We start from the raw sequence: 22,628 nt of genomic DNA on the forward strand, positions 1-22,628 counted from the left end.
ACTATTCTCCGCACTTTTCTGCGTTATTCTGCGCGCGTGGGACTCACGGACAGACAACAAGTTCTCCTCGACACCTGGCTACCGTCGGCCGAGCTGGTTAAGGACCACAGCTGGGGTCTGATCGGCACCCTCGTGCTCGAGCTCACGCAGAACGGTGAGCGCTACATCGCGAAGGCCGGCGACGCGGCCGACCACCACCTCGCGCGCGAGATACGGGCCCACCGCAACTGGTTGACGCCGTGGACCTCGCGGGGGAGGGCGCCCCAGCTCGTCAACGCCGACGACGACGCGAAGCTTCTGCTGACGCGGTTCCTGCCAGGGGAGCTGGTCGAGGGCTCGCCTGCCGAATGGGCGCCCGCGACGTACCGCGAGGCCGGTGAATTGCTGGCGCAGTTCCACCAGCAATCCGCCGTACCGGATGACACCTACGAATCGCGCGAGAACCAGCGCACGCTCACCTACCTGGGCAAGCCGCACCGGATCGCGTCCGAGTTGGCGGAGCGTCTGCAGGCAGAGATCGCCGGTTGGCCGACGGCGCCGGCGATCCTCGTGCCGACGCACGGCGACTGGCAGCCGCGCAACTGGCTCACCGACAACGGCACCATCCGCGTCATCGACTTCGGCCGGGCCGACCTCCGCCCGGCGTACACGGATCTCGCCCGGCTCGCCGCGCAGCAGTTCCGATCGAACCCGGAACTGGAGACTGCCTTCCTGAACGGCTACGGCGAGGACCCGCGCGAGCCGGACGTCTGGCACCGAGCCCAGCTCCGCGAAGCCGTCAACACCTGCGTCTGGGCCTACCAGGTCGGCGATGAGCCGTTCGAGCAACAGGGCCACCGCATGATCGCGGAGGCCATCGGCTAGACGACTTTCGTGATCCACTCGTCGATGGACACGACGTCGGCCTGCCGCGGGAACACCTTCTCGGTGAGCACGCGGTGGACCTCCGGATCGGAGTCGCCACAACCGTCTTCGAGAACGGTCAGCCGGAAGTCCAGGTCGGCGGCCTGGCGCAGCGTGGACAGTACGACGCCGCTGGTGGCCAGCCCGGTGAGGACGAGGCTGTCGATATCGCCGGACCTGAGCACGACGTCCAGATCGCTGCCCGTGAAGGCACTGACCCGCTTCTTCGTGACCACGATGTCGCCGGCCAGCGGGGCGACGTCCGGGTGGATCGCGACGTTCGGATCATCCTGCGCCATCCCGAGGCCGCTGGAGATCGCGCTGAATGACTTGTTGCGGGCGCTGATCTCCGGATGGCCGGCCCGGAAACCCACGACCACGTAAATCACCGGGAGCTGCGCTGCGTGTGCGGCGTCGATCGCTCGCCGGAGACGGACCAGGTAGTCGGTCCCGCCGGCGATGCGGTCCACGATCACCTGCTGTACGTCCATTACGAGAAGAGCTGTGTTCGCCATATTTGCAGTTCCTTTCAGGCTTTGTGGTGGCGGCCGCGCAGGGCCGAGGCGGTAGCGGCGACGAGGGTCATCACCGTGGCTGCTGCGAAGACGGTGACGAGCCCGTGGTGGAACGGCCCGGACACCAGCTCGGGGAAGAAGCGCGTACCGGTCAGGACCTGCACGTTGTGAGCCGGCAGTACGTCGAGTACGCCGCTCGGCCCGAGCAGGTGGCTGATCGGGTTCTTGCCGAGGAACGTCGCGAACAGCGTGCTCACCGGCGGCAGGCCTGCGACCTGCGCGGCGATGCCCTCGGGTACGCCTTGGGCTCGTAGTCCGCCGCTCAGCGCGTCCGGGAGCGATCCGGCCAGGCCGGAGATCATCAGCGAGAAGAACAGCCCGATCGACAGCGCCGTACCAGAGTTCTGGAATGTCGAGCGCATGCCGGAGGCAACGCCGCGCTGGTCGGGCGGCACGCTGCCCATGATCGATGAGGTGTTCGGGGCGGAGAACATGCCCTGACCGAGGCCGCTGACCAGCAGCAGCGCGGCGAAGGCGGGGTACGAGAAGTTGACCGGCAATGCCAGGAGTCCGACGAACGCGCCGGCGACCAAGACCAGCCCGGTTGTCGAGAACAGTCGGGCACCGAAGCGGTCGGACAGGTAGCCGGAGGTCGGGCCGCCGATCAGGAAGCCGACGGTCAGCGGCAGCATGAAGATGCCGGCCCACAGCGGCGTACGTTCGAAGTCGTAGCCGTGCAGGGGCAGCCAGATCCCTTGCAGCCAGATGATGAGCATGAACTGCAGGCCGCCGCGGGAGATCGCGGTCAGCAGCGAGGCGAGATTCCCGGCGGCGAACGCGCGGATCCGGAACAGGCGGAGTTGGAACATCGGCTCAGTCACCCGGGTCTCGGCAATGCAGAACGCGACGAGCAGCAGTACTCCGCCGCCGAGTCCGCCGAGGACCCACGGATTGGTCCAGCCGGTCGAATGTCCGCCGTACGGCTGGATTCCGTAGGTGATCGCGGCCAGGAGGGCACCGGCGCCGGCGCTGAACGTGAGGTTGCCGATCCAGTCGATGCGGCCCGGGCGGCGAGCGCCGATCTCGCGCAGACTCCGGTACGACCAGATCGTGCCGGCCACGCCGATCGGGACGCTGACCCAGAACACCGCCCGCCAGTCGATCGTGGCGAGTACTCCGCCGGCGAGCAGGCCGAGGAACTGGCCGGCCAGCGCGCAGATCTGATTGATGCCGAGGGCCATGCCGCGTTGCCCGGCCGGGAATGCGTCGGTGAGGATCGCCGCCGAGTTCGCGGTCAGCATCGAGCCGCCGACGGCTTGGACGACGCGGAAGCCGATCAGCCACAGCGCTCCGGCGCCGCCTGTGAGCGGTTCGAGTGAGAGGGCGAGCGAGGCGCACGCGAAGATCGCGAAGCCGAGGTTGTACATCCGGACCCGGCCGAACATGTCGCCGAGCCGGCCGAGCGCGACGACCAGTACGGCGGAGACGAGGATGTAACCGAGCATCATCCAGAGCAGGTAGCCGATGTTGCCGGGGGCAAGCGGATCGAGACCGATACCGCGGAAGATCGCCGGCAGCGAGATGATCACGATCGAGGCGTCCATCGTCGCGATCAGGACGCCCATCGTGGTGTTGGAGAGCGCGACCCATTTGTAGCGGGTGTCCGTGCTGATGTCCTGCTGGGTGGTCACAGCCGCTCCGACAGCCGGTCGAGCAGCGTCAGCAACTGGTGCAGCTCGCGGCGTTCGGCTTGGTTGAACTCTTCCTTGATGGCCGTCGCCAGGCGTTGACCGGAGACGGAACGGCGATCGGCCGCCATCTTGCGTCCCGCCGCCGTCATCGCGATCACCGCGCGTCGGCGGTCTTCCGCATGCGGCTCGCGGCTCACCAGTCCGCGTTCCTCGAGGGCGGCGAGGGTGACTGCCATGGCCTGCGGGCGTACGCCTTCCTGCTCGGCGAGTGCCGTGGGGGAGGCGGTGCCGTCGCTCTCCAGCCGGGCGAGCACGGAGGATTCAGAAAGAGCCAGGTCGCCGACGACGTTCTTCGCGGCGCGGAGCTTGCGGGCGATGCGGCCCACGATCAGCCGGAGCGCAGCCGCGTCCTCAGCAGGTGTGGTCACAGGTGCTAACGGTACATTAATTAATTCTTCGTAACTACCTAGGTCGAAACTCCGTTGTCGAGGGTGCGGGTCGATGGCATCGTCGCCCTCATGCCGTCAGCACTCGAAGCGCTTGTGGTCGACCGCTATCCGCGCTCGAGCACGTACGACCCGCAGTGGATCGTTGACAACCTCATGGGCCCGCATCCGCTGTGGAGCGCTGAGGGCCTGATGCAGGCGATGACACTGGAGCCGGGGATGCGAGTGCTCGACCTCGGCTGCGGTACGGCGTTGACGTCGATCTTCTTCGCCCGCGAGTACGACGTGGAGGTCTGGGCGACCGACCTCTGGGTCGACCCGACCGAGAACTGGCACCGGATCCAGCAGGCCGGCGCCGCGGACCGCGTCCACCCGATCCAGTCCGACGCGCACAAACTCCCGTTCGCCCACGACTTCTTCGACGCGATCGTCAGCATCGGCGCCTTCAACTACTTCGGCACCGGCGCCGACTACCTCGCCTACCTCACCCAGTTCCTCCACCCCGGCGGCACGTTAGGCGTGATCGCCCCCGGCATCCGCACGGCGCCCGCCGCCGCGCTCCCGCCGTACCTCGAGAATCGCTGGGGGCCCGACCTGTGCACCTGGCTCCCACCCGACTGGTGGCACCAACTCTGGCACCGCACGAACCTGGTCACCATCCAAACCGCCGACTTCCTCCCGAACGGCTGGTCCGACTGGCTCCTCTGGCTGAAAACCTGCGCCAAGGTAGGCCGCGGCTACAAACCCGACGAACAAATGCTAGAAACCGACCAGGGAAACCTACTAGGCCTGACCCGACTGGTTGCCCAGCTCAATTAACCGGCTTTGTAGATCTGCCGGATAAATGTCATCCAGGTCTCGTGGATCGACCCAGCGCAATTCGAAATGATTGGTCGGACAATGCTCGACTGCCTCATCGCCAGAAAGCCGCGGTACACCGCTCACCTCGGCCGCGAGGAAGTAGTACGCCGGCCGACCGTTGTGCGTGCCCGTCCACAGCAACCGATCGACGGTCGCGGTGAGCGTCGTCTCCTCCTCGAGCTCGCGAATGGCAGCAGCTGCGGCAGACTCACCCGGCTCCACGTGCCCACCCGGCAGTACGGCGTACCGATGGCCGTCACACTGCGGCCCGGGAGCGTCGGAGTACTCGCACATCACGCACTCGGCAGAGCTCTCGAGGCGCAGGTAGCGCTTCACGACCAGGACCTTGCCGCCCTCAAGAACGACCGCTGCACCTCGTGGGATCTTCATGGGGTAGCAGTGTGGTCGTGACCACCGACAGATTGAAGGATCCTGCATGCCAAGCACCATGATCGAAGTACGTCGCCACTACTCCGAGGCGGAAGAGGTTGCGCTGATCGACGCCGTGCATGACGCGGTGGTCACTGGCTTCCAGATTCCGCCGCAGGACAAGGATGTGCGCCTCGTCGTCCACGCCCCGCACCGTTTTGCCTGCTCGCCGCGCTTGAGCCAGCCGGAGTACTTCACCCTCATCACCATCGACTGCTTCGCCGGCCGGTCGATCGACGCCAAGCGCACCCTCTACACCCAAACCATCACCAACCTGAAGCCCTTCAACATCCCCGCCGACCACATAACAATCCTCATCCGAGACCACCCCACCCAAAACTGGGGCCTCCGAGGCGGCCACCCAGCCTCCGACCTGGACCTGGGCTTCAACATCAACGTCTGAACCCTGATGATCACCTTGCAATTCCATCGCATGGGGAGCGGATGGTTATTGAGTCGATGGCGGTGGATGGGTTTATCGGTCGCAGTTTGTTACTGGGTTTCTAATGGGGGATGGTCGAGCTGGCGCGTTCGCTGGGGGCTGAGTTGACGCCGGAGTTGCTAGGGTCTGCCGTCCGCACGCATCCCGCGCAAGCAATCAAACGGCTCTGGCATTGTCTAGCTCGGTTCGGGCGGGTTGGTGGCTAGTTGGTCTCGGCGGCGGGTTAGGTAGGCAGTCTCGGCAGTGTTGCCGGCCAGCTCGATCGCTCTGTCGTACGCCGCGCGCGCCTCCCGGCTCTGCCCCGTCCGGCGCAACAGATCCGCCCGCGTCGCGTGGAAGGCGTGATAGCCGTCCAGCTTCTCGGTTAGCTTGTCGACCGTCGCCAGCCCGACCTCCGGGCCGTCGAGCTCGGCTACGGCGATTGCGCGATTCAGCTCGACGATCGGGGATGGGTCGATGCGGATCAGCTGGCCGTACAGCGCGACGACCTGCGACCAATCCGTGTCGCGCACATCCCGTGCAGACGTGTGTACGGCGTTGATCGCCGCGAGGATCTGATACCGCCCCGGCGCCACCCCGGCTGCCAACCGTTCGCGGACCAGCCGATGCCCCTCAGCCACCATCGTCGCGTCCCACGAGCCGCGATCCTGCTCGTCCAGCGACACCAGCTCGCCGCTCGCGGACACCCGCGCCGTACGACGGGCCTCGGTCAGCAGCATCAACGCGAGCAACCCCGCCACCTCACCGTCATCAGGCATCAGCGCACGTATGAGCCGCGTCAACCGGATCGCCTCGGACGTCAGCTCATGCCGCACCGGATCCGTATCAGCACTGGTCGCCAGATACCCCTCGTTGAACACGATGAACAACACAGTGAGTACGCCGGACACACGCCGGGGGAGATCCTCCGAATCGGGCACCCGGTAGGGGATCCGTGCCGCTTTGATCTTGGACTTCGCGCGGGTGATCCGCTGCCCCATCGCGGTCTCCTGCACCAGGAACGCGCGCGCGATCTCGGGCACGGTCAACCCGCCGACCATGCGCAGCGTCAGCGCGACCCGGGTCTCCATCGAGAGCGCCGGGTGGCAGCAGGTGAAGATCAGCCGGAGCCGTTCGTCGTCGATGACACCGAGAGGCTCGGGTGGTTCGTCGTACACCATCTGAGCCTCCTTGTGTTTGTCGTCGCGCTTGTTCTCGCGACGGAGCCGGTCGATGGCCTTGCGGTTGGCGGTGGTGGTCAGCCAGGCGCCGGGGTTCGGGGGTACGCCGTCGTCCGGCCACCGCTCGACGGCGGTCGCGAACGCCTCGGCGGCGGCCTCCTCGGCGACGTCCAGGTCGCCGAAACGTTTGGTCAGGGACGCGACCACCCGCGCCCACTCCTCGTGGTGGACGCGCGTGATCGCTTCCTGGACGTCGCTCACAGGAACGGCCGCACCTCGAGCCTGCGGTTGCACGCCTTCGACGCCTCGGTCACGAGCTCGCGGGCCGCGTCGAGGTCGGCAGCTTCCATGATCCAGAGGCCGGCGATGTACTCCTTCGACTCCAGGTACGGCCCGTCGGTGAAGATCGCCTCGGCGCCGCGGTTGTCGACGACGGTGGCCGCGCTGGGGGCCGCGAGCCCGCCGGCGAAGACCCAGTTGCCGTCGGCGATGATCCGTTCGTTGAACGCCGTGATGGCGGTCATCTCGTCGTCGGTCGCCGAATTGGTCTTGTCGTCGAGCACAGAAACCAGGAACTGCATCACGCATCATCTCCCGTGGTGAATTCTTCGGAAACCGTATCCGGTCCGCGATTCATTCGTCGGCGAACGGCCGTACTTCGAGTTTGCGGTTGCAGACCAGCGACGCTTCCGCGGCAAGTTTGAGCGCGACGTCGAGGTCCGCGGCCTCGATGATCCAGAGCCCGCCGAGATGCTCCTTCGACTCCAGATAAGGCCCGTCGGTGAAGATCGCCGCGTCGCCGCGGTTGTCGACAACGGTGGCTGTGGCGGGGGAGTCGAGACCGCCCACGAACACCAGGTACCCCTCGGCCCCGATCCGCTCGTTGAAGGCCTCGACGGCACCCGAACCGTCCTCGTCGTACCCAGTGCTCTCGTCATCGATGACAGACATCAGATACTTCATTCAGAACCATCTCCTTCGCTGTGGCGGCGTTCACCAGATCCACGAACGCCCGCCCACCGATCCGACAACCCTGTCCGAAGAAACTTTCGGAGCCGCCGGGGGAGAGCCACACCCTTGGTACGTTGCCCGCCATGCCCGACCCCATCAAGACCGAGCGCCTCGTACTGCGTGAACCCGAGGCCCGCGACCGTACGCCGGTCATCGAACTGTTCACGTCACCGGAAGTCGGCACCTACATCGGCGGCCCGCGCCCGCGTGACGAACTCGAGGCCGCCATCCCCGATGCTCCGAAGCGACGCCCTGGATTGTTCGTGGTGGAGCTCGACGGCGCGATGATCGGTTTCGTCACGCTCGACAAGCGGGACGCAGAACGCCCGCACGGCGGACAGGCTGAGCTCGGCTACATGTTCCTGCCGGATTCCTGGGGTCACGGGTATGCCGCTGAAGCATGTGCTGCAGCACTCGACTGGTTCGCCGACGTGCGTCCTGGCGAATCCGTCGTACTGACGACACAAACCGCGAACGCACGTTCGATGCGCGTCGCCGAGAAACTCGGCTTCACCGAACTCGACCGCTTCGAGGAGTACGGCGCCGAACAGTGGCTAGGGAAGTGGTCTCCAGCCGCTAGTTGACATAATGTCCATTATCGGCGCTTAAAGCACGGGGGCGGAACTGAGCTGGCCTATCCCGCCGTACCTGAGGTCTTCGGCGGAACGAAGACGCAGAATTCGTTTCCTTCTGGGTCAGCGAGAACGACCCAACGGAAGCCGTGTTCAGTGAGTTCGTTGGAGAGCCGCCGCGCGCCCAGCTGCTCCAGTTTTTCTAGCTCGGCCGGTAAGTCTTCCACCCGGAGGTCGAGGTGCATTCGATTTTTGCCCTGCTTGACTTCCGGGACTGCCTGCAGCAGCAGGGTCGGTGCTGAGCTGGGCGTGGTCAGGCTGAGATACGGCGGTGCGTCGAAGGCTCGTCGATACCCCAGTGGTCTAAGCACGTCCAGCCAGAATCCTGCTTGAGCTTCGGTGTCGATGCAGTCGAGTGTCACGACGATTTCCATCTCGGAACCGTACGCAACAGGGCCTGCCCCCGCGACAGACTTTCTGTTGCCCGCGCACTCGTCCGCGACTCGGCGGTCGGCTGGCACAGGCCCCGGGTGCTACTCCGGGCTCATCAACTGCCGTTCCTGCCAGTTACGGAAGGGCTACTTGTGTGAGGCAAGTAGCCCTTCCGTTGCGTTATCTGAGGCCGAAGGCCCGGATGATTGTCTGGCTGATGCCGCCGCCGTTGCGTTGCTTGGCGGTGACTCGTACCGAGACCTGGCTGGCGCGCGGTGGCGCCTGCAGGCGCGTGTCCCAGCTGCCGTTGTTCTCCTTCAGCTGCAGCCGTTGCCAGGTCGCGCCGTCGTCGTACGAGACCTCCAGATCGACCGAGACCACCGCGTCCTGCCGGGCGGTGCTGCCCAGCACCACCGGCTTGACGGTGAAGACCGAGTTCCGCTTCGCCCGTCCGGCCGCGTCGACGTCCACGCCGTAGTCGAGCTGGGCCAGCGGCAGCGGCTGGTTCTCCGCCTCGCCGGACGTGAAGCTCCACTCGGTGTGCGTGCTCGTCGAGTACGGCGTCAGCTCGGCGTTCCCGACGGTGTCGGCCACCAGCCGGTACGGCCGCTTCTCCGGCGCCAGGTCGCCGACGCCGAAGTCCGGCCGCGGGCCGTTGCCGACCAGCTTCTCGTCGCCCTGGTACAGCGCGAAGCTGCGCGTCATCAGCGAGTCGCCGCTGTGCGCGGACCCGCCGTCACCGAACCCGGCGATCATGCCGCCCATCGCGTTGCCGACCCGGTGCGGGAGCTCGAACTCGAGCATCCGCGGCCGCACGATCGGGCCGAACCAGCGCTGGCTCTGCACGCTGCGCGGCTGGTAGCTCGTGATGTCGGTGAATGTCGCCCAGCCGTTGATCGCGGCGTACTGCTGCCACTTGACGCCCGCCGACACCCAGTCCGTCCGGTGCCCCACCGCGGGCTTCGCCGGGAACCGCGGTACCCGGATCGACCCGAAGACGGCGTACGGGAACGCGGCCGGAAAGTACTCGTACGCCGGGCTGTCCTCGCGGCTCTCCAGGACCTGCTGCCCGTTCGTGGGAGCGAAGTCGTTCTCGATGCGGGCGAGGCTGCCGGGGTCCGTGGCCGCGGACGGGTCGTCCGGAACCTTGCCCTGGTGGTAGTCGACCAGGTCGTACAGGTACGACGGCACCGGGTTCGCCGCGACCGTCAGCTCGGTCCGGCGCGCGCTGAGCTTCTTGATCAGGACCTCGCCGTCGTCGACGGTGAGCGACGCCGTCGGGATCAGGCCGAGGGACTGGCCGTCCTCTCCCCCGTACCAGTCGTTGTAACGGCCGATACCGTCGTTGACCACGAGCAGCATGGCCGCGCCCGCGGCGTGCGCCGCGGCAGCCCGGTCCGCGGGCGGTACGTCGATGCTGTTGCGTACGACGACCGCCTTGCCGCGCGCGTCCAGACCGGCGTACTCGGCGGGCGTGCCGGTGCCGGCGAAGACAGCCGTGGCGCGCGTCGTGCCGGCGCGGAACGCCGGTGAGCCGGGCTGGACGAGCAGCGAGTCGTCGAGGCTGCGGCCGTCGTAGCTGATCGTCAACGGTGTCTGCTCGGCCCGGAACCGGGTGGTCAGCACGAAGCTGCCGGTGCGGACCTTGCTCTTCGTCGGCAGCGCCCAGAAGCTGTCGTAGTCCGGCGGCGGCATGAAGATCTCGTGCAGCGCCGACCTGTCGTCCGGGGTCGGCTGCGCCGAGGTGAACGACCGGAAGAGGTCGAACCTGCTCGTGGTGACGGTCGTCGGCTTGGGCGTGTCGACCTTGATCGGACGGCTCCGCGACGCGTCCAGGACGACGGTCCGGTCCGCGGTCAGGTCGACCTCGGGCGCGGTCAGGAAAGCCAGGCCGAGCGAGTGCGGGCCGTTGCTGCCGGGCACGTCCAGGGTCGAGACGATCGTGTACGAACCGGGCGCCCAGCGGCTGCTGAGCTTGCCGTCGGTTGCCCACAGTACGGTGGACTTCCCGTCCGCGCCGGTGACCTCGACCTCACCGCTGACCGGCTTGCCGGCCTGGTCCTTCAGCTGGACGGTGAGGTTGTACTTCTTCGGCTCGACGGCCAGGCCGACGGCCGTGTGCACGGTGCCGGTCGGAGAACTGGCGATGACCTGGGCGGCGTACTGGCCGGGAGCCAGTCCGTTCGGGTCCGCCGTGAAGCCGACCGTGGCGACGCTGAGCGCAGGCACTGTCACCTGCGTTGCTGCGAGGTGGAAGATCCCGGCGTGGTCGGTGGACAGCTGCAGGGTGATCGGCTGGTCCGTGGTGTTGCGGTAGCTGATCTGCCGCTCGACTGGTGTCCGGGCCGGCTTCGGTGACCACGGGACGAGCCCGGCGTCGACCGATCCGGTGGCGATGACCTGACCGTGCAGCGAGGCCGCCGCCACGTCGACGCGTCCGGTCCCCGCCTGGTACGGCGTGTACGCGGGCGTCAGCTTGCTGGTGCTCATCAGCGCGTCCTTGAGCTGCTGCCCGGTCCAGTCCGGGTGCTGCGCGGCGAGCAGGACGGCCGCCCCGGCGACGTGCGGAGCCGCCATCGACGTACCGCTGTCCGTCCGGTAGTAGCCCTCGCCGCCGTCGTTGATGTACTGCGATCGCGCGGCCAGCACGTCGACGCCGGGCGCGGTCAGGTCGGGCTTGAGGCCGTCGTCCATCAGCCGCGGGCCGACGCTGGAGAAGTCGGCCAGCTGGTCCGAACCGTCCACAGCCCCGACGGTCAGGGCGGCGTCCGCGGTCCCCGGTGAGCTGACGCTGTACGGGCTGCTCCCCGAGTTGCCCGCGGCAATCACGAACAAGGCACCAGTCTCGGCGCTCAGCTCGTTCACGGCCTGACTCAGCGGATCGTCCTGGGTGTGCCAGGCCGCCGTTCCCAGACTCATGTTGATCACCTTGGCGTGCTCGGTCCGCGCCGCCCACTCCATCCCGGCGATGATCCCGGAGATCGGGCCGGAGCCGCTGTCGCCGAGGACCTTGCCCACGATGAGATCCGCGTCCGGTGCGACGCCACGCTCCTTGCCGTCCGAGGCCGCGCCGGTACCGGCGACGGTCGACGCGGTGTGCGTGCCGTGACCGTTGCGGTCGACGACGTCCTGACCGGCTACGAAGCTCTTGGTCGCCACGATCCGCGGTGCCAGATCCGGGTGCCCCAGGTCGACACCGGAGTCCAGTACCGCGACCCGCACGCCCTTGCCGGTTACGCCGGCCGCCCACGCCGCGGGTGCGCCGATCTGAGTGGTGGTGTCGGCGAGCATCGTCTGCGCCTTGGTGTCGAGCCAGACCTTGCCGATCCCCGCCGCGAACGAGGGCGCCGCGGCGGCGGTCGCCTTCGCCTGCGGGCCGGTCTGCCCGGTCAGCGTCGACCAGAGCGCAGGCGCTTCCGCCTTCTCGGCCTTGACGGCCGCGCCGCCGACCGACGGCAGCTCGAGCGTGGTGGTCGTGCCCGGCAGCGCCGAGCGGCGCGCGGACTTGGCGGCCACGCCGGGCGAGCCAGTGACGACCAGCGGGAGGTTCTTGCTGCGGGCGTTGTCGTACCCCTGGGCCACCAGCTCGCTGACGTTGAACAGCTGCTTGTCGAGCTGCCCGGTCGCCAGGTACGGCATCGCGGCGCCGGGGTAGACGAACGTGTCGCCGCTCTCGACGCTGACCCGTACCGGTCCGGTCGACCGCGGGGCGCGTTCGACGGCCTGCACCGACACGGCGCGGCCGGGACCGGGCGCGACGGTGACCTTGTCGCCGGTGATCAGCGTGAGTTCGAGGGGTGTCTCCCCTGCCGCTGCGGCGCCGCCGGCGGTCGGGAGAGGTGGTGGAGGTTCGGCGCCGGCCGCCGTCGGAGTGGCAAGACCGGCGACCAGGAGAAGCGCAGCAGCCGGCACGAGCAGCCGACGGGCAGAAGAGAGCATGTGTCCTCCGGTGGTCTGGGTGACCGAAATCTGATCAGCACCGGAGACAGGAGTAAACGAATTGCCCGTTTTCGCCAGCACCACCACGATTTGGCAAAAATGGGCACACACTCAGGTCTGCTACACCGGCCGCTCCTTCTGCAGAAGCTGACTAGCTCATGAGCTGTTGTAGGCGGTCGGCGCTGGTGGTGTTGGCTGGGAGGAAGGTTTCGATTGCGAGGCTGGCGGCTGTTACTTCCAGTGGGGCGCCGATGGTGGCGATCAGGGTGAAGAGGCGGACCGGGCCGAGGCGGGTCTTGAGGTCGAGGGTGACCATCGGCTGCTGGGCCGCGGCTGTCGGCGGGGCGTCCGGCAGGTACGGCTCGACCTCGTCCAGGAGCTCGGCCAGAGCGTCGTCGGCGGTGTCGCGGCTCCGGCGTTTCAGTTGGTGGATGAGCGGGAGACTGCACGCGGCCGTCATCGACGAGATGCTCGGCAGGCCGCCGGGGTGCACCGACAGGCGCAGCATGTTCATCGGCGGCTTCAGCAAGTCAGGCGCCACGCCGGCCCACAGCAGCGACGCCGCAGCGTTCGCGTCGATCAGGTTCCACAGGCCGTCGACGATCAGCGCCGGGTTGGGCAGGTGAGCGTCGAGCAGCCGCCGGAGCGATTCGCGCAACGGCAGCATCGCCTCCGAGTTGTACGGCTGATCGAGATAGAGCGGCGCGAACCCGCCCGCCAGCAGCAGCCGGTTACGTTCACCGATCGGCAGGTCGAGATGGTTCGAAAGATGAACCAGCAGCTGACGACTCGGCTGCGCACGACCGGTCTCCACGAAGCTCAGATGCTTCGTCGAAACCTCGGCCTCGAGCGCCAACTCCAGCTGACTGAGTCGCCGAAGGACGCGCCAGAACCGCAGCAGTTCACCAACGGTCTGCGGCTCATCCAGGACTGTCATAACAACCTCAGGGTACGGCGCGAGGTGGCAACCAGCCATTAACAAGGAGGTAATTGAACCTCTCCCCCGGCGCCCCGGATCGTTGACGACATGAACCCCACATACACAGCAGTAGCAACCTCATCCGGCCGCGAGTCCCGCGCCGTCACCGCCGACGGGCAGCTCGACGTACACCTCGCCTTCCCCAAGGAAATGGGCGGAACCGGCGACGGTCTCAACCCCGAACAGCTCTTCGCCGCCGGCTGGGCGGCCTGTTTCTCCACGACGCTCGGCCTCATCGCCAAGGACCGCGGCCTGGATGCCAAGGACGTCGCCGTCACCGCGGAGGTCAGCCTGGTACCCGCGCCCGGCAGATTCGACCTGGCCGCCGTACTGCGGGTCGAGCTACCGGATCATCTCCACGGTGAACCCGGCAAGAAGTTGCTTGAGGCAACGCATGCCACCTGCCCCTACTCGCGGGCCGTCCAGGGCAACATCTCGGTAGACGTTATCGCCGAGTGACTCCTTGACCGGTCAGGATCTCGTGCAGGAGGTCGTGGCCCTGGGTGAAGTCCCACAGCTCGGCGTGGAGGCCGGCGGTGCGGGCGCCGGTGATGTTCCGGGAGGTGTCGTCGATGAACAGGATCGTCGACGGGTCGGCGCCGATGCGTTCCGCGGCGCGGGTGAAGAAGGCCGGATCCGGCTTGGCCACGCCGAGGTCGTACGAGTAGCAGCTGACGTCGAAGAGATCGTCGTACCCGAGGACCGTCCGCATGTGCTCGCCGCGGTAGCACTCCTGGTTGGTGCCGAGATGTACGCCGTACCCGCTGCTCTTCAACGCTCGTACGATCTCCAGCGACTCCTCGATCAGCACGATGTTCTTCCACACCGCGTCGTACACCTCGGTGGCCGGCGTGCTCACCCCGTACCGCACCAACGACGCCTCGAGCACCGGCATGTAGTCACCACGACCTGCGAGCATCGGCAGTTCGTCGGACCACGTCTCATGCAGGAAGTCCCGAGCCCGTTCCCCGACATACGGCTCCATCGCCGCATACCAACCACCGGGCAGATCCTGCAGCACCCCATCCGCATCGAACAACACATGCCGCACCACGGATTCAGCCATGCGAGCGATTCTGCACGAGTTTCACCTGGTGAGCATCGGGGTCTCGCAACCAAGCAAAGCGCAGCCGATTGTCCGTCGAATCAACCGGCGGTACGACGGACGTACCGCCGGCCGCCACTGCGTGGTCGTAGAAGGTGTCGACGTCGTCGCACCAGAAGACGATCTCGGTGGACGGCGTACCTGAGGGGGCCACGCCGAGGTCGACGAGCCCGTTCGCGACCTCGGCCGAGGTGAGGCCGATGCGGATGCCGGCGGCCTCGACCTCGACGTGCTGGATCGGGCCGGATGCCGGTGCCCGGAACGCTTCGGTCAGACCGAGGCGCTCGTAGAACGCCAAGCAGGCATCCACATCGGCGCAGAACAGATTGACCTGGACCTGAGCGATCATGCGGACGAGCTTAGGCGGGAACCAGCTCTGCTTCCTCTGTCGGCTGAGGTGCTTCCTCCACCGGGGCACCCGCTTCGGAAGCGGCGTCCTGTTGCTCGGGGTCGCCGTAGATGGCGGTGAGGTAGATCCTCGGCATCAGGCACATGGTGATCAGGACGGGTCCTGCAGGATGCCGAGGATGTTGCCGTCGGGGTCGGTCAAGGTCGCGACCAGGCGGCCGCCGCCGACGTCCTTCGGAGCGTCCTTCAGGGTGCCGCCGGCGGCGGTGATCTCGGCGATCTTCGCCTCGATGTCGGTGACGTGCCAGTACGCCGTCGGCGAGGTCATGTCGCTGTTCGGGACCAGGCCGATCTGCTGGCCCTCGGCCTCGAAGCCGACGTAGTACGGCGAGTCGGCCATCGGCTCGACACCGAGCAGCGCGGCGTACACCGGCTTGGCCTTCTCGAGGTCGGTGACCGGGTGCAGGATCGTCTTGACGCCTTGCGTGGAAGTCATTTCAGCATCTCCAAACTCGGGTTTCGCTTACTGACTGTCACGTTAGTCGGGCCGACTCGCCGGTGCTTCTCGATTCCTGACCGGTTAGCTCACGTACTCCGCGAGATGCTTCCCGGTCAGCGTCTTCGGCTTCTTGATCAGCTCCGCCGGAGTGCCCTCGAAGACGATCTTGCCGCCGTCGTGGCCGGCGCCCGGGCCGAGGTCGATGATCCAGTCGGCGTGCGCCATGACGGCCTGGTGGTGCTCGATGACGATGACGGATTTGCCGCCGTCAACGAGGCGATCCAGCAGCCCGAGCAGCTGCTCGACGTCAGCCAGGTGGAGACCGGTGGTGGGCTCGTCGAGGACGTAGATCCCGCCCTTCTCCCCCATGTGCGTCGCCAGCTTCAGCCGCTGCCGCTCACCGCCGGACAGCGTGGTCAACGGCTGGCCGAGCGAGACGTACCCGAGCCCGACGTCCGCGAGCCGCGCCAGGATCGCCGAAGCGGCCGGAGTCCGAGCGTCACCCTCGGTGAAGAACGGCAACGCCTCCGCCACCGGCATCGCGAGCACCTCCGCGATGTTCTTCCCGCCGAACGTGTACTCCAGTACGGCGGCCTGGAACCGCTTCCCCTCGCACTCCTCGCACGGCGACTCGACCGTCGCCATCACGCCGAGCTCGGTGTAGATGACGCCCGCGCCCTTACACGCCGGGCACGCGCCCTCGGAGTTCGCGCTGAACAGCGCCGGCTTCACCCCGTTCGCCTTCGCGAACGCCTTCCGGATCGGGTCGAGCAGCCCGGTGTACGTCGCCGGGTTGCTCCGCCGGGACCCACGAATCGCACCCTGATCGATCGCGACCACACCGTCACGATCGGCGATCGACCCGCGGATCAGCGAACTCTTCCCCGACCCCGCCACGCCGGTCACCACAACCAGCACGCCGAGCGGTACGTCGACATCCACGTCCTGCAGGTTGTTCGTCGAAGCCCCACGCACTTCGAGCGCGCCGGCCGCCGACCGGAACGACTCCTTCAACGAAGCGCGGTCGTCCAGATGCCGACCGGTCAGCGTCCCGCTGGTACGAAGCTTGTCGAGCGTCCCCTCGAACACCACCTCACCACCACCGGACCCGGCACCCGGGCCCAGGTCGATGACGTGGTCTGCGATCGCGATCGTCTCCGGCTTGTGCTCCACGACCAGCACCGTGTTGCCCTTGTCCCGCAACTGCAGCAGCAGGTCGTTCATCCGCTGGATGTCGTGCGGGTGCAGACCGATCGTCGGCTCGTCGAAGACGTACGTCACGTCGGTCAGCGACGACCCGAGGTGGCGGATCATCTTCGTCCGCTGCGCCTCACCGCCAGACAGCGTGCCCGCGGGCCGCTCCAGCGACAGGTACCCGAGCCCGATGTTCACGAACGAGTCGAGCGCCTCGCCGAGTGCCTTCAGCAACGGCGCGACCGACGGCTCCTTCACGTCCCGGATCCACGCGGCCAGGTCGGTGATCTGCATCGCGCACAGGTCCGCGATGTTCTTGCCCTTGATCTTCGAGGACCGGGCCTCGGCGCCGAGCCTGGTCCCGCCGCAGTCCGGGCAGGTCGTGAACGTCACCGCACGCTCGACGAACGCGCGGATATGCGGCTGCATCGCGTCGACGTCCTTGGACAGGAACGACCGCTGGATCGCCGGGATGATGCCGTTGTAGGTGAGGTTGATGCCCTCGACCTTGATCTTGGTCGGCTCCCGATGGAGCAGGTCGTGCAGTTCCTTCTTGGTGTACTTCTTGATCGGCTTGTCCATGTTGAAGAAGCCAGAGCCGCGGAAGATCCGCCCGTACCAGCCATCCATGCTGTAGCCCGGGATCGTCAGCGCACCCTCGGCCAGCGACTTGTTCTCGTCGTACAGCGCGGTCAGGTCGAAGTCGGTGACCGAGCCCATACCCTCACACCGCGGGCACATGCCGCCGGCGTACACCTGCTCGCGGACGACCTTCTTCTCGCCGGCGCCCTTGTCCGCGGTCATCGAGCCGGTCGCGGTCCGCTTCGGCACGTTGAACGAGTACGCCGTCGGCGGGCCGACATGCGGTTTCGCGATCCGGCTGAACAGGATCCGGAGCATCGCGTTCGCGTCGGTCGCCGTACCGACGGTGGAGCGCGGGTTCGCGCCCATCCGCTCCTGGTCGACGAGGATCGCGGTGGTCAGACCGTCGAGTACGTCGACCTCGGGGCGGCCCAGCGTCGGCATGAAGCCCTGCACGAACGCGCTGTACGTCTCGTTGATCAGCCGCTGCGACTCGGCCGCGATCGTGCCGAACACCAGCGAGCTCTTACCCGAGCCGGACACGCCGGTGAACGCGGTCAGCCGGCGCTTCGGGATCTCGACGCTGACGTCCTTCAGGTTGTTCACCCGTGCGCCGGTGACCCGGATCATGTCGTGGCTGTCGGCAACGTGTTCGTCGCGGCTCATGGCTGTTCTCCCCAGGGTCGGTTCAGGAGGCTTGGTTGATACGGACGTGGTTCCCGGCCGGGTCCCGGAACGCGCAGTCGCGGACGCCGTACGGCTGGTCCATCGGCTCCTGGATGACCTCGGCGTCGGTGGCCTGCAGCCGCTCGAACAGACCGTCGAGGTCGTCGGACTGCAGTACGACGGTGGCGTACGTGCCCTTCGCCATCATCTCGGCGATGGTACGGCGCTCGTCCTCGGTGAGCCCGGGATCGACGGCCGGCGGCGTGAGCACGATCGAGGTGTCCGGCTGCCCGGGCGGCCCGACCGTGATCCAGCGCATGCCCTCGTACCCGACGTCCAGCCGGACCTCGAAGCCGAGGAGGTCACGGTAGAAGCGGACGGACGCCTCGGGATCGGTGTGCGGCAGGAAGCTGGCGTGAATCTTGATCTCCATGGCGTCAAACTACGTGCCGGACGTGGGAGATGCTTCTCGATTCCTGATCGGTCGGGTCACCTGTTTCGCGACACACGACGGGATGCCGAGGGTGGCGTCGCCGGCGCGGTCCTTGTAGAGGCTCGGCGGCATCCCGACCAGCTCGGCGAAGCGGGTGCTGAACGTGCCCAGCGACTGACAGCCGACCGCGAAGCAGACGTCGGTGACGCTCATCCCGCCGCGCCGCAGCAGCATCATCGCCCGCTCGATCCGCCGCGTCATCAGATACCCGTACGGCGACTCTCCGTAAGCACGCTTGAACTCGCGGCTCAGATGCCCCGAGGACATGTGGGCACCACGGGCCAGCGCGTCGACGTCCAGCGGCTGCGCGTAATCCCGGTCGATCCGGTCCTTGACCCGCCGCAGCCGCGCCAGATCCGCGAGGCGCTGCTCATCCGTCGTACCACTACTCACGGTGTAGATCCTGCCAGGTCAGGCAACCGAAGTCACCCGCCGCGCTAGCGCGTCAACGGCGCGGCGCCGGTCTCCTTCACCGCAGACGCAGACGCAGCCGCAGCCGCGCCACCGCTCGCCGCCCGGGCGCCCGCGCCGTCGGTCCGCTCGCCCGCCGCCGCCACCCGCGGCGCAGCCTGAGCCCCGAGGGCTTGCTCGACAGTCCGCGCGAGCTCCTTGTCCGGGCGTGCCGCGATGCCCGCGTTCACCGCTTTCACACCGGCGTCGGCCGTCGCGTAGCCGAGGCGGTAGGCGAAGTTCTCGTCGGCGACGGCTTCGCTGCCGGCTACCTGGCCATCGGCGTACCGACCGTCGAGCAGTTGCCGGCTCATCGCGTTGCGTACGTCGCTGACCAGGTCGGGGTCGGGGTGATGCCAGCGTTCGCCGTGCTCACCAGGATCGGCGGAGGTGACGATCGAGGTGGCCGCTGTCTCGAGCGTCCGGTCGATGTCCCCGCGCGCCATGTGCATCCGGACGTTCGGCAGGAACTCGGTGTTGTCGATGTGGTAGCCCATGCGGCCGTTCTCGATGTACTCCTCGGCGAGCCGCTGGGCGAAACCGTCGGAGAGGTTGCCGAGCGGGCCTGACGGCAGGTTGGCCCAGCGCTCGTTGTTGTTCCCGCGCAGTCCCATGGCCGCCGCGGCGCTCGCGTTCATCACGGCATCGGACCAGTTGACCTCGCGACCGTCCTGCTCGAAGGCACGAAGCTGCATCGTGGCTCCGGTGGCATCGAGGGCCCGGCGCCACCAGGCGTCGTCGGACGGATTGCGGTACGAGCCTGGCTCGACGTACTGCTGTGACATCGGCGTCCTTCACGTAGTTCCAGATCGGCGACGACAAGATGTCACAGCAGTGGGTCAGCGGCCGGTGGTCCCGTCCACCTGTTCGCGGATGATGTCGGCATGGCCCGCGTGACGGGCGGTTTCGTTGATGACGGCGAGGACGGCCCAGCGGAGATTGTGGGTCTTCCCGTTGCGCGTGACCGGTGCCTCCGGGTCGCCGAGTTTGGCGATGATCTCGTTGGAGGTGGCGCAGGCGGCCTTGTAGTCGGCGCGGAGTGTCTTGAGCGATATCTCGGGATCGACCTGCATGGAGCGCTTGCCCCGGGAGGCCTTGCCGCCGGCGGCGATCTCTTCGATCCACAGCGACTCGACGAACGTCAGGTGCTGAACGAGCCCGGCCACGTTCGTCCCGGAGTCGACCGTACTGCGGCGCGCGTCCGCCTCGCTCAGGCCGGCCAGCTTCTTCAGTACGCCGGCCCGCAGCCCGTCGAGGGTCTCCACCAACTGTTCGAGTTCAGTCATGTCTTACATGGTCCGATCGTCGCGACCAGACCATGATGATCCGACATCGGCACCTTGAACCAGCCCGTGTCGTCCGAGCACCACCCGGGCTTGACGAACAGGTGGTCGATCCGGACGAACAGCGCCGCCCACCGACCGATCTGCGACGGCCGTCCCCATCCGTTCAGCATCGCGTCCGTCATCGGGTCGGCCAGCGCGCGGTAGTCGCGACCGCGGTCGGTCGTGTTCATATCGCCGGAGATCACCACCGGGTGGTCGTCGCGCGTCGCGCGCAGAGCGATCTGCTCGATCAGCCGGTGATGATTCGCGACCGTCGTCTCGTACGGAACCGTGTCCGCAGGCGCGTCCCACGAAGAACCGCCGGCCGTGTACCAGGGCTTCGGTACATGGACAGCGATCAGATCGAAGTCACCCGACGGCGCATGGACCCGCAGCATGTACCCCGGCAGATCCGGCCCAGGCTGCTCCAGCACCGTCAACGGCCAGCGGCTGAAGACACCGACCGCCGGACCGTTCCAGTACGCCACGTGCTCCGGGTACGCCTCGGACAACCGCTCGGTCAGCGGCTGTCCGATCTCCGAGATCACGAGTACGTCGGCCTTCTGCGCGATCAGGTTGTCCGCGCCTTCGAGCTCCCCGGCGCCGATGTTCGCCGCGGCGAACCGCACACCGCGGCTCGGGTCGACCGTCCCCGAACCGTGCGGGACCCACGGACCGACCGTACCCACGATCCCGACCAGCAGCGTCGACACGGCAAAAGCCACTGCGGCTCGGTGCCGTCGCCCGAGCACACCGACCACCAGCGCCACGATCAGCGCGAGCATCGGCAGCAGGATCGCCAGCACATCGGTCACCACGCCGAGCCGGTCCCGGAGCAAGAACCATGCCCACGGCAACAATCCGGCGATGACAATTCCGGTATAGCGCCCCATCCGAGACGGAGCACTCCCCACCCCTACCTCAGTCCCCTCCACCTGATCAGGCTATGTCACCGCACCTGAGAATCAGCTGGCCCAGTTCAGGTAGGCGACATTCGCAAGGAGCCAGCCGAAGCCGATGGCCTGCTGACCGTCGCGTTCCGGAGTCGGCTGGTAGCGGTTGTAGAGGGCGAGGCACTGGGCGTGGACCTGCGGGTCCCACGCGTTCGCCTGCATCCAGCGCGGCGCCTGCTGCGCGACCGACGGCGCGCCGACCGTGGTCCCGGCGACGGTGGTGTGGATGACCGGCAGCCCGTCGGCGTCCGTGGTCACCACGTTCTGGGTGAACGTCCGGGCGATCCGCGCCATGTCCTGCGCCGTGAACGCGAGCCGCGCCCGGTACGCCCGTACGGCGAACTCGACGTCGATCGCCCCGTGACTGATGTCCTCGAACTGGCGGGCCGGCCCAGCGGACGGCGTGAAGATCGAAACATCGGTCTCGGGATCGCCGGTCTTCACGAACCCGTCGTAGATGCGACCGCCGGTCGGCCAGTAGTGCCAGAGGTAGGCATCACCTGCGTCGACCGTGACCTGACCGGCTAGCATCCGGCCCATCGCGGCGACCTTCCGCCGGTATTCGCGGTCGTGGGTGGCCAGGGCGAGCTCGACCAGCGTCTGACCGAGACCGACCGATTGGTTGATCGGCTGCTCGCACCCGTCGTACGCGAGCGGCTGGCTCTTGGGCCAGATCAGGTACCCGCCGTCGCGGTACTCCCAGTCGTGGACCGCGACCGCCTCGCGGCAGGCGACGAGGTACTCGAGCGCCTTCCGCAGATACCGCCGGCGGAGGACCGGCGAGCTCAGCACGATCCGCGCGAAGCTCGCGATCGGGTACGTAATCATGCCGGTGTGGACGGCGAAGATCACCGGCTCGCAGCGCATCGTGTACGAACCGGGCTGGGGCACGTCGCCTGCTCGCGGAACTGCTCGCCGGTCGATCGCTGTCAGCTGCAGCGGTCCGGGCGCGGCCGCGTAGATCCGGCTGACCGCGTAGTCGGGGCTGGCCGAGTCGAGCGACAGGTCGGTGTGTGTGACCGTGCGGTTGTTGAAGGTGTTGACGAGCTGGACCGAGAACATGTCCGGTCGCGTCCCGGCGGTGACGGTGATCGTCGTGTCCTCCGCGTACGACAGGGCTTCGCGCAGATCGAGCAGCGGCTGACCGTTGCTGTCGGCAAGGGTTGCGTAGCCGGTGGTGTACGGGTGGTCCGCGCGCCAGGCGGGTAGTGACAGGCCGCGGTAGTCCTTGACGCCGCGTTTGTTGTCGCGGACCGCGAGGACCTGGTCGATGTTGTCGATCAGCCGGTCGAGGTAGTGCGTGTCGCGGTACTTCTCGTACATCCGGATCAGCCCGAGCAGCACGTATGACTGGCTCCAGGCCAGCATCCCCGAGCGGCCGTCGCGGTTGCTGTTGTCGTTCGGCTGGTCGGGCTGGCCGGGACCGCCCTGCTGGAAGAGCCGATCCCAGTCGTCGAAGGTCTTCCGGGCGGTGTAGTCGATCTCATCGGCGTACGCCGGGATCGCGGTGAGGCCGGAGGCGGCGACAGCACCGGCTGCGGTCAGGCGGAGAACGGCACGACGGGACGGGCGGATGTCGGGCATGGCGGGCGGCCTCCAGCTGATGATGGGCGGTCAGCAGGGGACCTACATT

The 22,628-nt window shown here is 67.4% G+C and carries 26 protein-coding genes; 5 read left to right on the top strand and 21 right to left on the bottom strand.

The window, feature by feature from the left end; genetic code table 11:
- The first annotated feature begins 36 nt into the window (after window positions 1-36).
- On the top strand, window positions 37-864 hold the full coding sequence (locus FDA38_RS19090; RefSeq protein ID WP_137255352.1) for a phosphotransferase: 828 nt from the start codon (window positions 37-39) through the stop codon (window positions 862-864).
- Here FDA38_RS19090 and FDA38_RS19095 read toward each other — a convergent pair.
- Genes FDA38_RS19095 through FDA38_RS19105 form a run of 3 tightly spaced genes read right to left on the bottom strand, consistent with a single transcriptional unit; the run spans window position 861 to window position 3,537 of the window.
- On the bottom strand, window positions 861-1,418 hold the full coding sequence (locus tag FDA38_RS19095; protein WP_137255353.1) for a cysteine hydrolase family protein: 558 nt from the start codon (window positions 1,416-1,418) through the stop codon (window positions 861-863). The genes FDA38_RS19090 and FDA38_RS19095 overlap by 4 nt on opposite strands.
- A 14-nt stretch (window positions 1,419-1,432) precedes the next feature.
- Window positions 1,433-3,109, bottom strand: a complete 1,677-nt coding sequence (locus FDA38_RS19100) for an MFS transporter (RefSeq protein WP_233714790.1) — start codon at window positions 3,107-3,109, stop codon at window positions 1,433-1,435.
- Window positions 3,106-3,537, bottom strand: coding sequence for a MarR family winged helix-turn-helix transcriptional regulator (locus FDA38_RS19105; protein WP_137255354.1), 432 nt, complete (start codon window positions 3,535-3,537; stop codon window positions 3,106-3,108). The genes FDA38_RS19100 and FDA38_RS19105 overlap by 4 nt, the downstream gene beginning before the upstream one ends.
- Window positions 3,538-3,627: 90 nt before the next feature.
- Here FDA38_RS19105 and FDA38_RS19110 point away from each other — a divergent pair, with 90 nt between their 5' ends.
- Window positions 3,628-4,374 (top strand): SAM-dependent methyltransferase, encoded by a 747-nt coding sequence (locus FDA38_RS19110; protein WP_137255355.1) that lies wholly within the window; start codon window positions 3,628-3,630, stop codon window positions 4,372-4,374.
- On the opposite strand, the gene FDA38_RS19115 is transcribed toward FDA38_RS19110, so the two are convergent.
- Window positions 4,339-4,806, bottom strand: coding sequence for an NUDIX domain-containing protein (locus FDA38_RS19115; RefSeq protein WP_170989788.1), 468 nt, complete (start codon window positions 4,804-4,806; stop codon window positions 4,339-4,341). The two genes, FDA38_RS19110 and FDA38_RS19115, sit on opposite strands and share 36 nt — an antisense overlap.
- Before the next feature lie 58 nt (window positions 4,807-4,864).
- Here FDA38_RS19115 and FDA38_RS19120 point away from each other — a divergent pair, with 58 nt between their 5' ends.
- The gene (locus FDA38_RS19120) at window positions 4,865-5,248 is read left to right on the top strand and encodes a tautomerase family protein (protein WP_202877726.1); all 384 of its coding nucleotides are present in this window, start codon (window positions 4,865-4,867) and stop codon (window positions 5,246-5,248) included.
- Window positions 5,249-5,463: 215 nt separating this feature from the next.
- Here FDA38_RS19120 and FDA38_RS19125 read toward each other — a convergent pair whose 3' ends face one another.
- From FDA38_RS19125 to FDA38_RS19135, 3 genes are read right to left on the bottom strand one after another with little or no spacing between them, the layout of a single operon-like run.
- Window positions 5,464-6,708 carry an RNA polymerase sigma factor gene (locus tag FDA38_RS19125; RefSeq protein WP_137255358.1) on the bottom strand — a complete coding sequence of 415 codons (1,245 nt, stop codon included), beginning with the start codon at window positions 6,706-6,708 and terminating at the stop codon, window positions 5,464-5,466.
- Complete coding sequence (locus FDA38_RS19130; protein ID WP_137255359.1) at window positions 6,705-7,028, bottom strand: YciI family protein; 324 nt, start codon at window positions 7,026-7,028, stop codon at window positions 6,705-6,707. Before FDA38_RS19130 ends, FDA38_RS19125 begins: the two co-directional genes overlap by 4 nt.
- A 52-nt stretch (window positions 7,029-7,080) precedes the next feature.
- A complete protein-coding gene (locus tag FDA38_RS19135; RefSeq protein ID WP_137255360.1) occupies window positions 7,081-7,410 on the bottom strand; it encodes a YciI family protein in 330 nt (109 codons plus the stop codon).
- Window positions 7,411-7,541: 131 nt separating this feature from the next.
- Between FDA38_RS19135 and FDA38_RS19140 the strand changes: the two genes are divergently transcribed.
- The gene (locus FDA38_RS19140) at window positions 7,542-8,042 is read left to right on the top strand and encodes a GNAT family N-acetyltransferase (protein WP_137255361.1); all 501 of its coding nucleotides are present in this window, start codon (window positions 7,542-7,544) and stop codon (window positions 8,040-8,042) included.
- Window positions 8,043-8,092: 50 nt separating this feature from the next.
- Here FDA38_RS19140 and FDA38_RS19145 read toward each other — a convergent pair whose 3' ends face one another.
- The 3 genes from FDA38_RS19145 to FDA38_RS19155 form a co-directional block, all read right to left on the bottom strand.
- The gene (locus FDA38_RS19145) at window positions 8,093-8,464 is read right to left on the bottom strand and encodes a VOC family protein (protein ID WP_137255362.1); all 372 of its coding nucleotides are present in this window, start codon (window positions 8,462-8,464) and stop codon (window positions 8,093-8,095) included.
- A gap of 178 nt (window positions 8,465-8,642) precedes the next feature.
- Entirely contained in the window at window positions 8,643-12,401 is a 3,759-nt protein-coding gene (locus FDA38_RS19150) for a S8 family serine peptidase (RefSeq protein WP_137255363.1), read from the bottom strand.
- Window positions 12,402-12,552: 151 nt separating this feature from the next.
- The gene (locus tag FDA38_RS19155) at window positions 12,553-13,338 is read right to left on the bottom strand and encodes a helix-turn-helix domain-containing protein (RefSeq protein ID WP_170989789.1); all 786 of its coding nucleotides are present in this window, start codon (window positions 13,336-13,338) and stop codon (window positions 12,553-12,555) included.
- A gap of 90 nt (window positions 13,339-13,428) precedes the next feature.
- Here FDA38_RS19155 and FDA38_RS19160 point away from each other — a divergent pair, with 90 nt between their 5' ends.
- Complete coding sequence (locus tag FDA38_RS19160) at window positions 13,429-13,839, top strand: Ohr family peroxiredoxin (RefSeq protein WP_137255365.1); 411 nt, start codon at window positions 13,429-13,431, stop codon at window positions 13,837-13,839.
- Here the strand turns inward: FDA38_RS19160 and FDA38_RS19165 are convergent.
- The 11 genes from FDA38_RS19165 to FDA38_RS19210 form a co-directional block, all read right to left on the bottom strand.
- Window positions 13,826-14,446 (bottom strand): HAD family hydrolase, encoded by a 621-nt coding sequence (locus FDA38_RS19165; protein ID WP_170989790.1) that lies wholly within the window; start codon window positions 14,444-14,446, stop codon window positions 13,826-13,828. The two genes, FDA38_RS19160 and FDA38_RS19165, sit on opposite strands and share 14 nt — an antisense overlap.
- Window positions 14,439-14,834 carry a VOC family protein gene (locus FDA38_RS19170; protein WP_137255366.1) on the bottom strand — a complete coding sequence of 132 codons (396 nt, stop codon included), beginning with the start codon at window positions 14,832-14,834 and terminating at the stop codon, window positions 14,439-14,441. The genes FDA38_RS19165 and FDA38_RS19170 overlap by 8 nt, the downstream gene beginning before the upstream one ends.
- A 10-nt stretch (window positions 14,835-14,844) precedes the next feature.
- Window positions 14,845-14,970 (bottom strand): hypothetical protein, encoded by a 126-nt coding sequence (locus tag FDA38_RS43430; RefSeq protein WP_267901755.1) that lies wholly within the window; start codon window positions 14,968-14,970, stop codon window positions 14,845-14,847.
- Between the two features lie 14 nt (window positions 14,971-14,984).
- On the bottom strand, window positions 14,985-15,329 hold the full coding sequence (locus tag FDA38_RS19175; RefSeq protein WP_137255367.1) for a VOC family protein: 345 nt from the start codon (window positions 15,327-15,329) through the stop codon (window positions 14,985-14,987).
- An 84-nt stretch (window positions 15,330-15,413) separates the two neighbouring features.
- A complete protein-coding gene (locus tag FDA38_RS19180) occupies window positions 15,414-17,774 on the bottom strand; it encodes an ATP-binding cassette domain-containing protein (protein WP_137255368.1) in 2,361 nt (786 codons plus the stop codon).
- Window positions 17,775-17,796: 22 nt separating this feature from the next.
- Window positions 17,797-18,207: a VOC family protein gene (locus FDA38_RS19185; RefSeq protein WP_137255369.1), complete on the bottom strand. Its 411-nt coding sequence runs from the start codon at window positions 18,205-18,207 to the stop codon at window positions 17,797-17,799.
- Between the two features lie 9 nt (window positions 18,208-18,216).
- On the bottom strand, window positions 18,217-18,660 hold the full coding sequence (locus tag FDA38_RS19190) for a helix-turn-helix transcriptional regulator (protein ID WP_137255370.1): 444 nt from the start codon (window positions 18,658-18,660) through the stop codon (window positions 18,217-18,219).
- 44 nt (window positions 18,661-18,704) lie between these two features.
- Window positions 18,705-19,502, bottom strand: coding sequence for a hypothetical protein (locus tag FDA38_RS19195; RefSeq protein WP_137255371.1), 798 nt, complete (start codon window positions 19,500-19,502; stop codon window positions 18,705-18,707).
- 54 nt (window positions 19,503-19,556) lie between these two features.
- On the bottom strand, window positions 19,557-20,003 hold the full coding sequence (locus FDA38_RS19200) for a DinB family protein (RefSeq protein WP_137255372.1): 447 nt from the start codon (window positions 20,001-20,003) through the stop codon (window positions 19,557-19,559).
- A complete protein-coding gene (locus FDA38_RS19205; RefSeq protein ID WP_137255373.1) occupies window positions 20,000-20,935 on the bottom strand; it encodes an endonuclease/exonuclease/phosphatase family protein in 936 nt (311 codons plus the stop codon). The genes FDA38_RS19200 and FDA38_RS19205 overlap by 4 nt, the downstream gene beginning before the upstream one ends.
- A gap of 72 nt (window positions 20,936-21,007) precedes the next feature.
- Window positions 21,008-22,579, bottom strand: a complete 1,572-nt coding sequence (locus FDA38_RS19210; protein ID WP_137255374.1) for a hypothetical protein — start codon at window positions 22,577-22,579, stop codon at window positions 21,008-21,010.
- Window positions 22,580-22,628 lie beyond the last annotated feature (49 nt).

Origin of the sequence: Kribbella jiaozuonensis (assembly GCF_005233875.1) — a bacterium.
Taxonomy (GTDB): Bacteria; Actinomycetota; Actinomycetes; order Propionibacteriales; family Kribbellaceae; genus Kribbella; species Kribbella jiaozuonensis.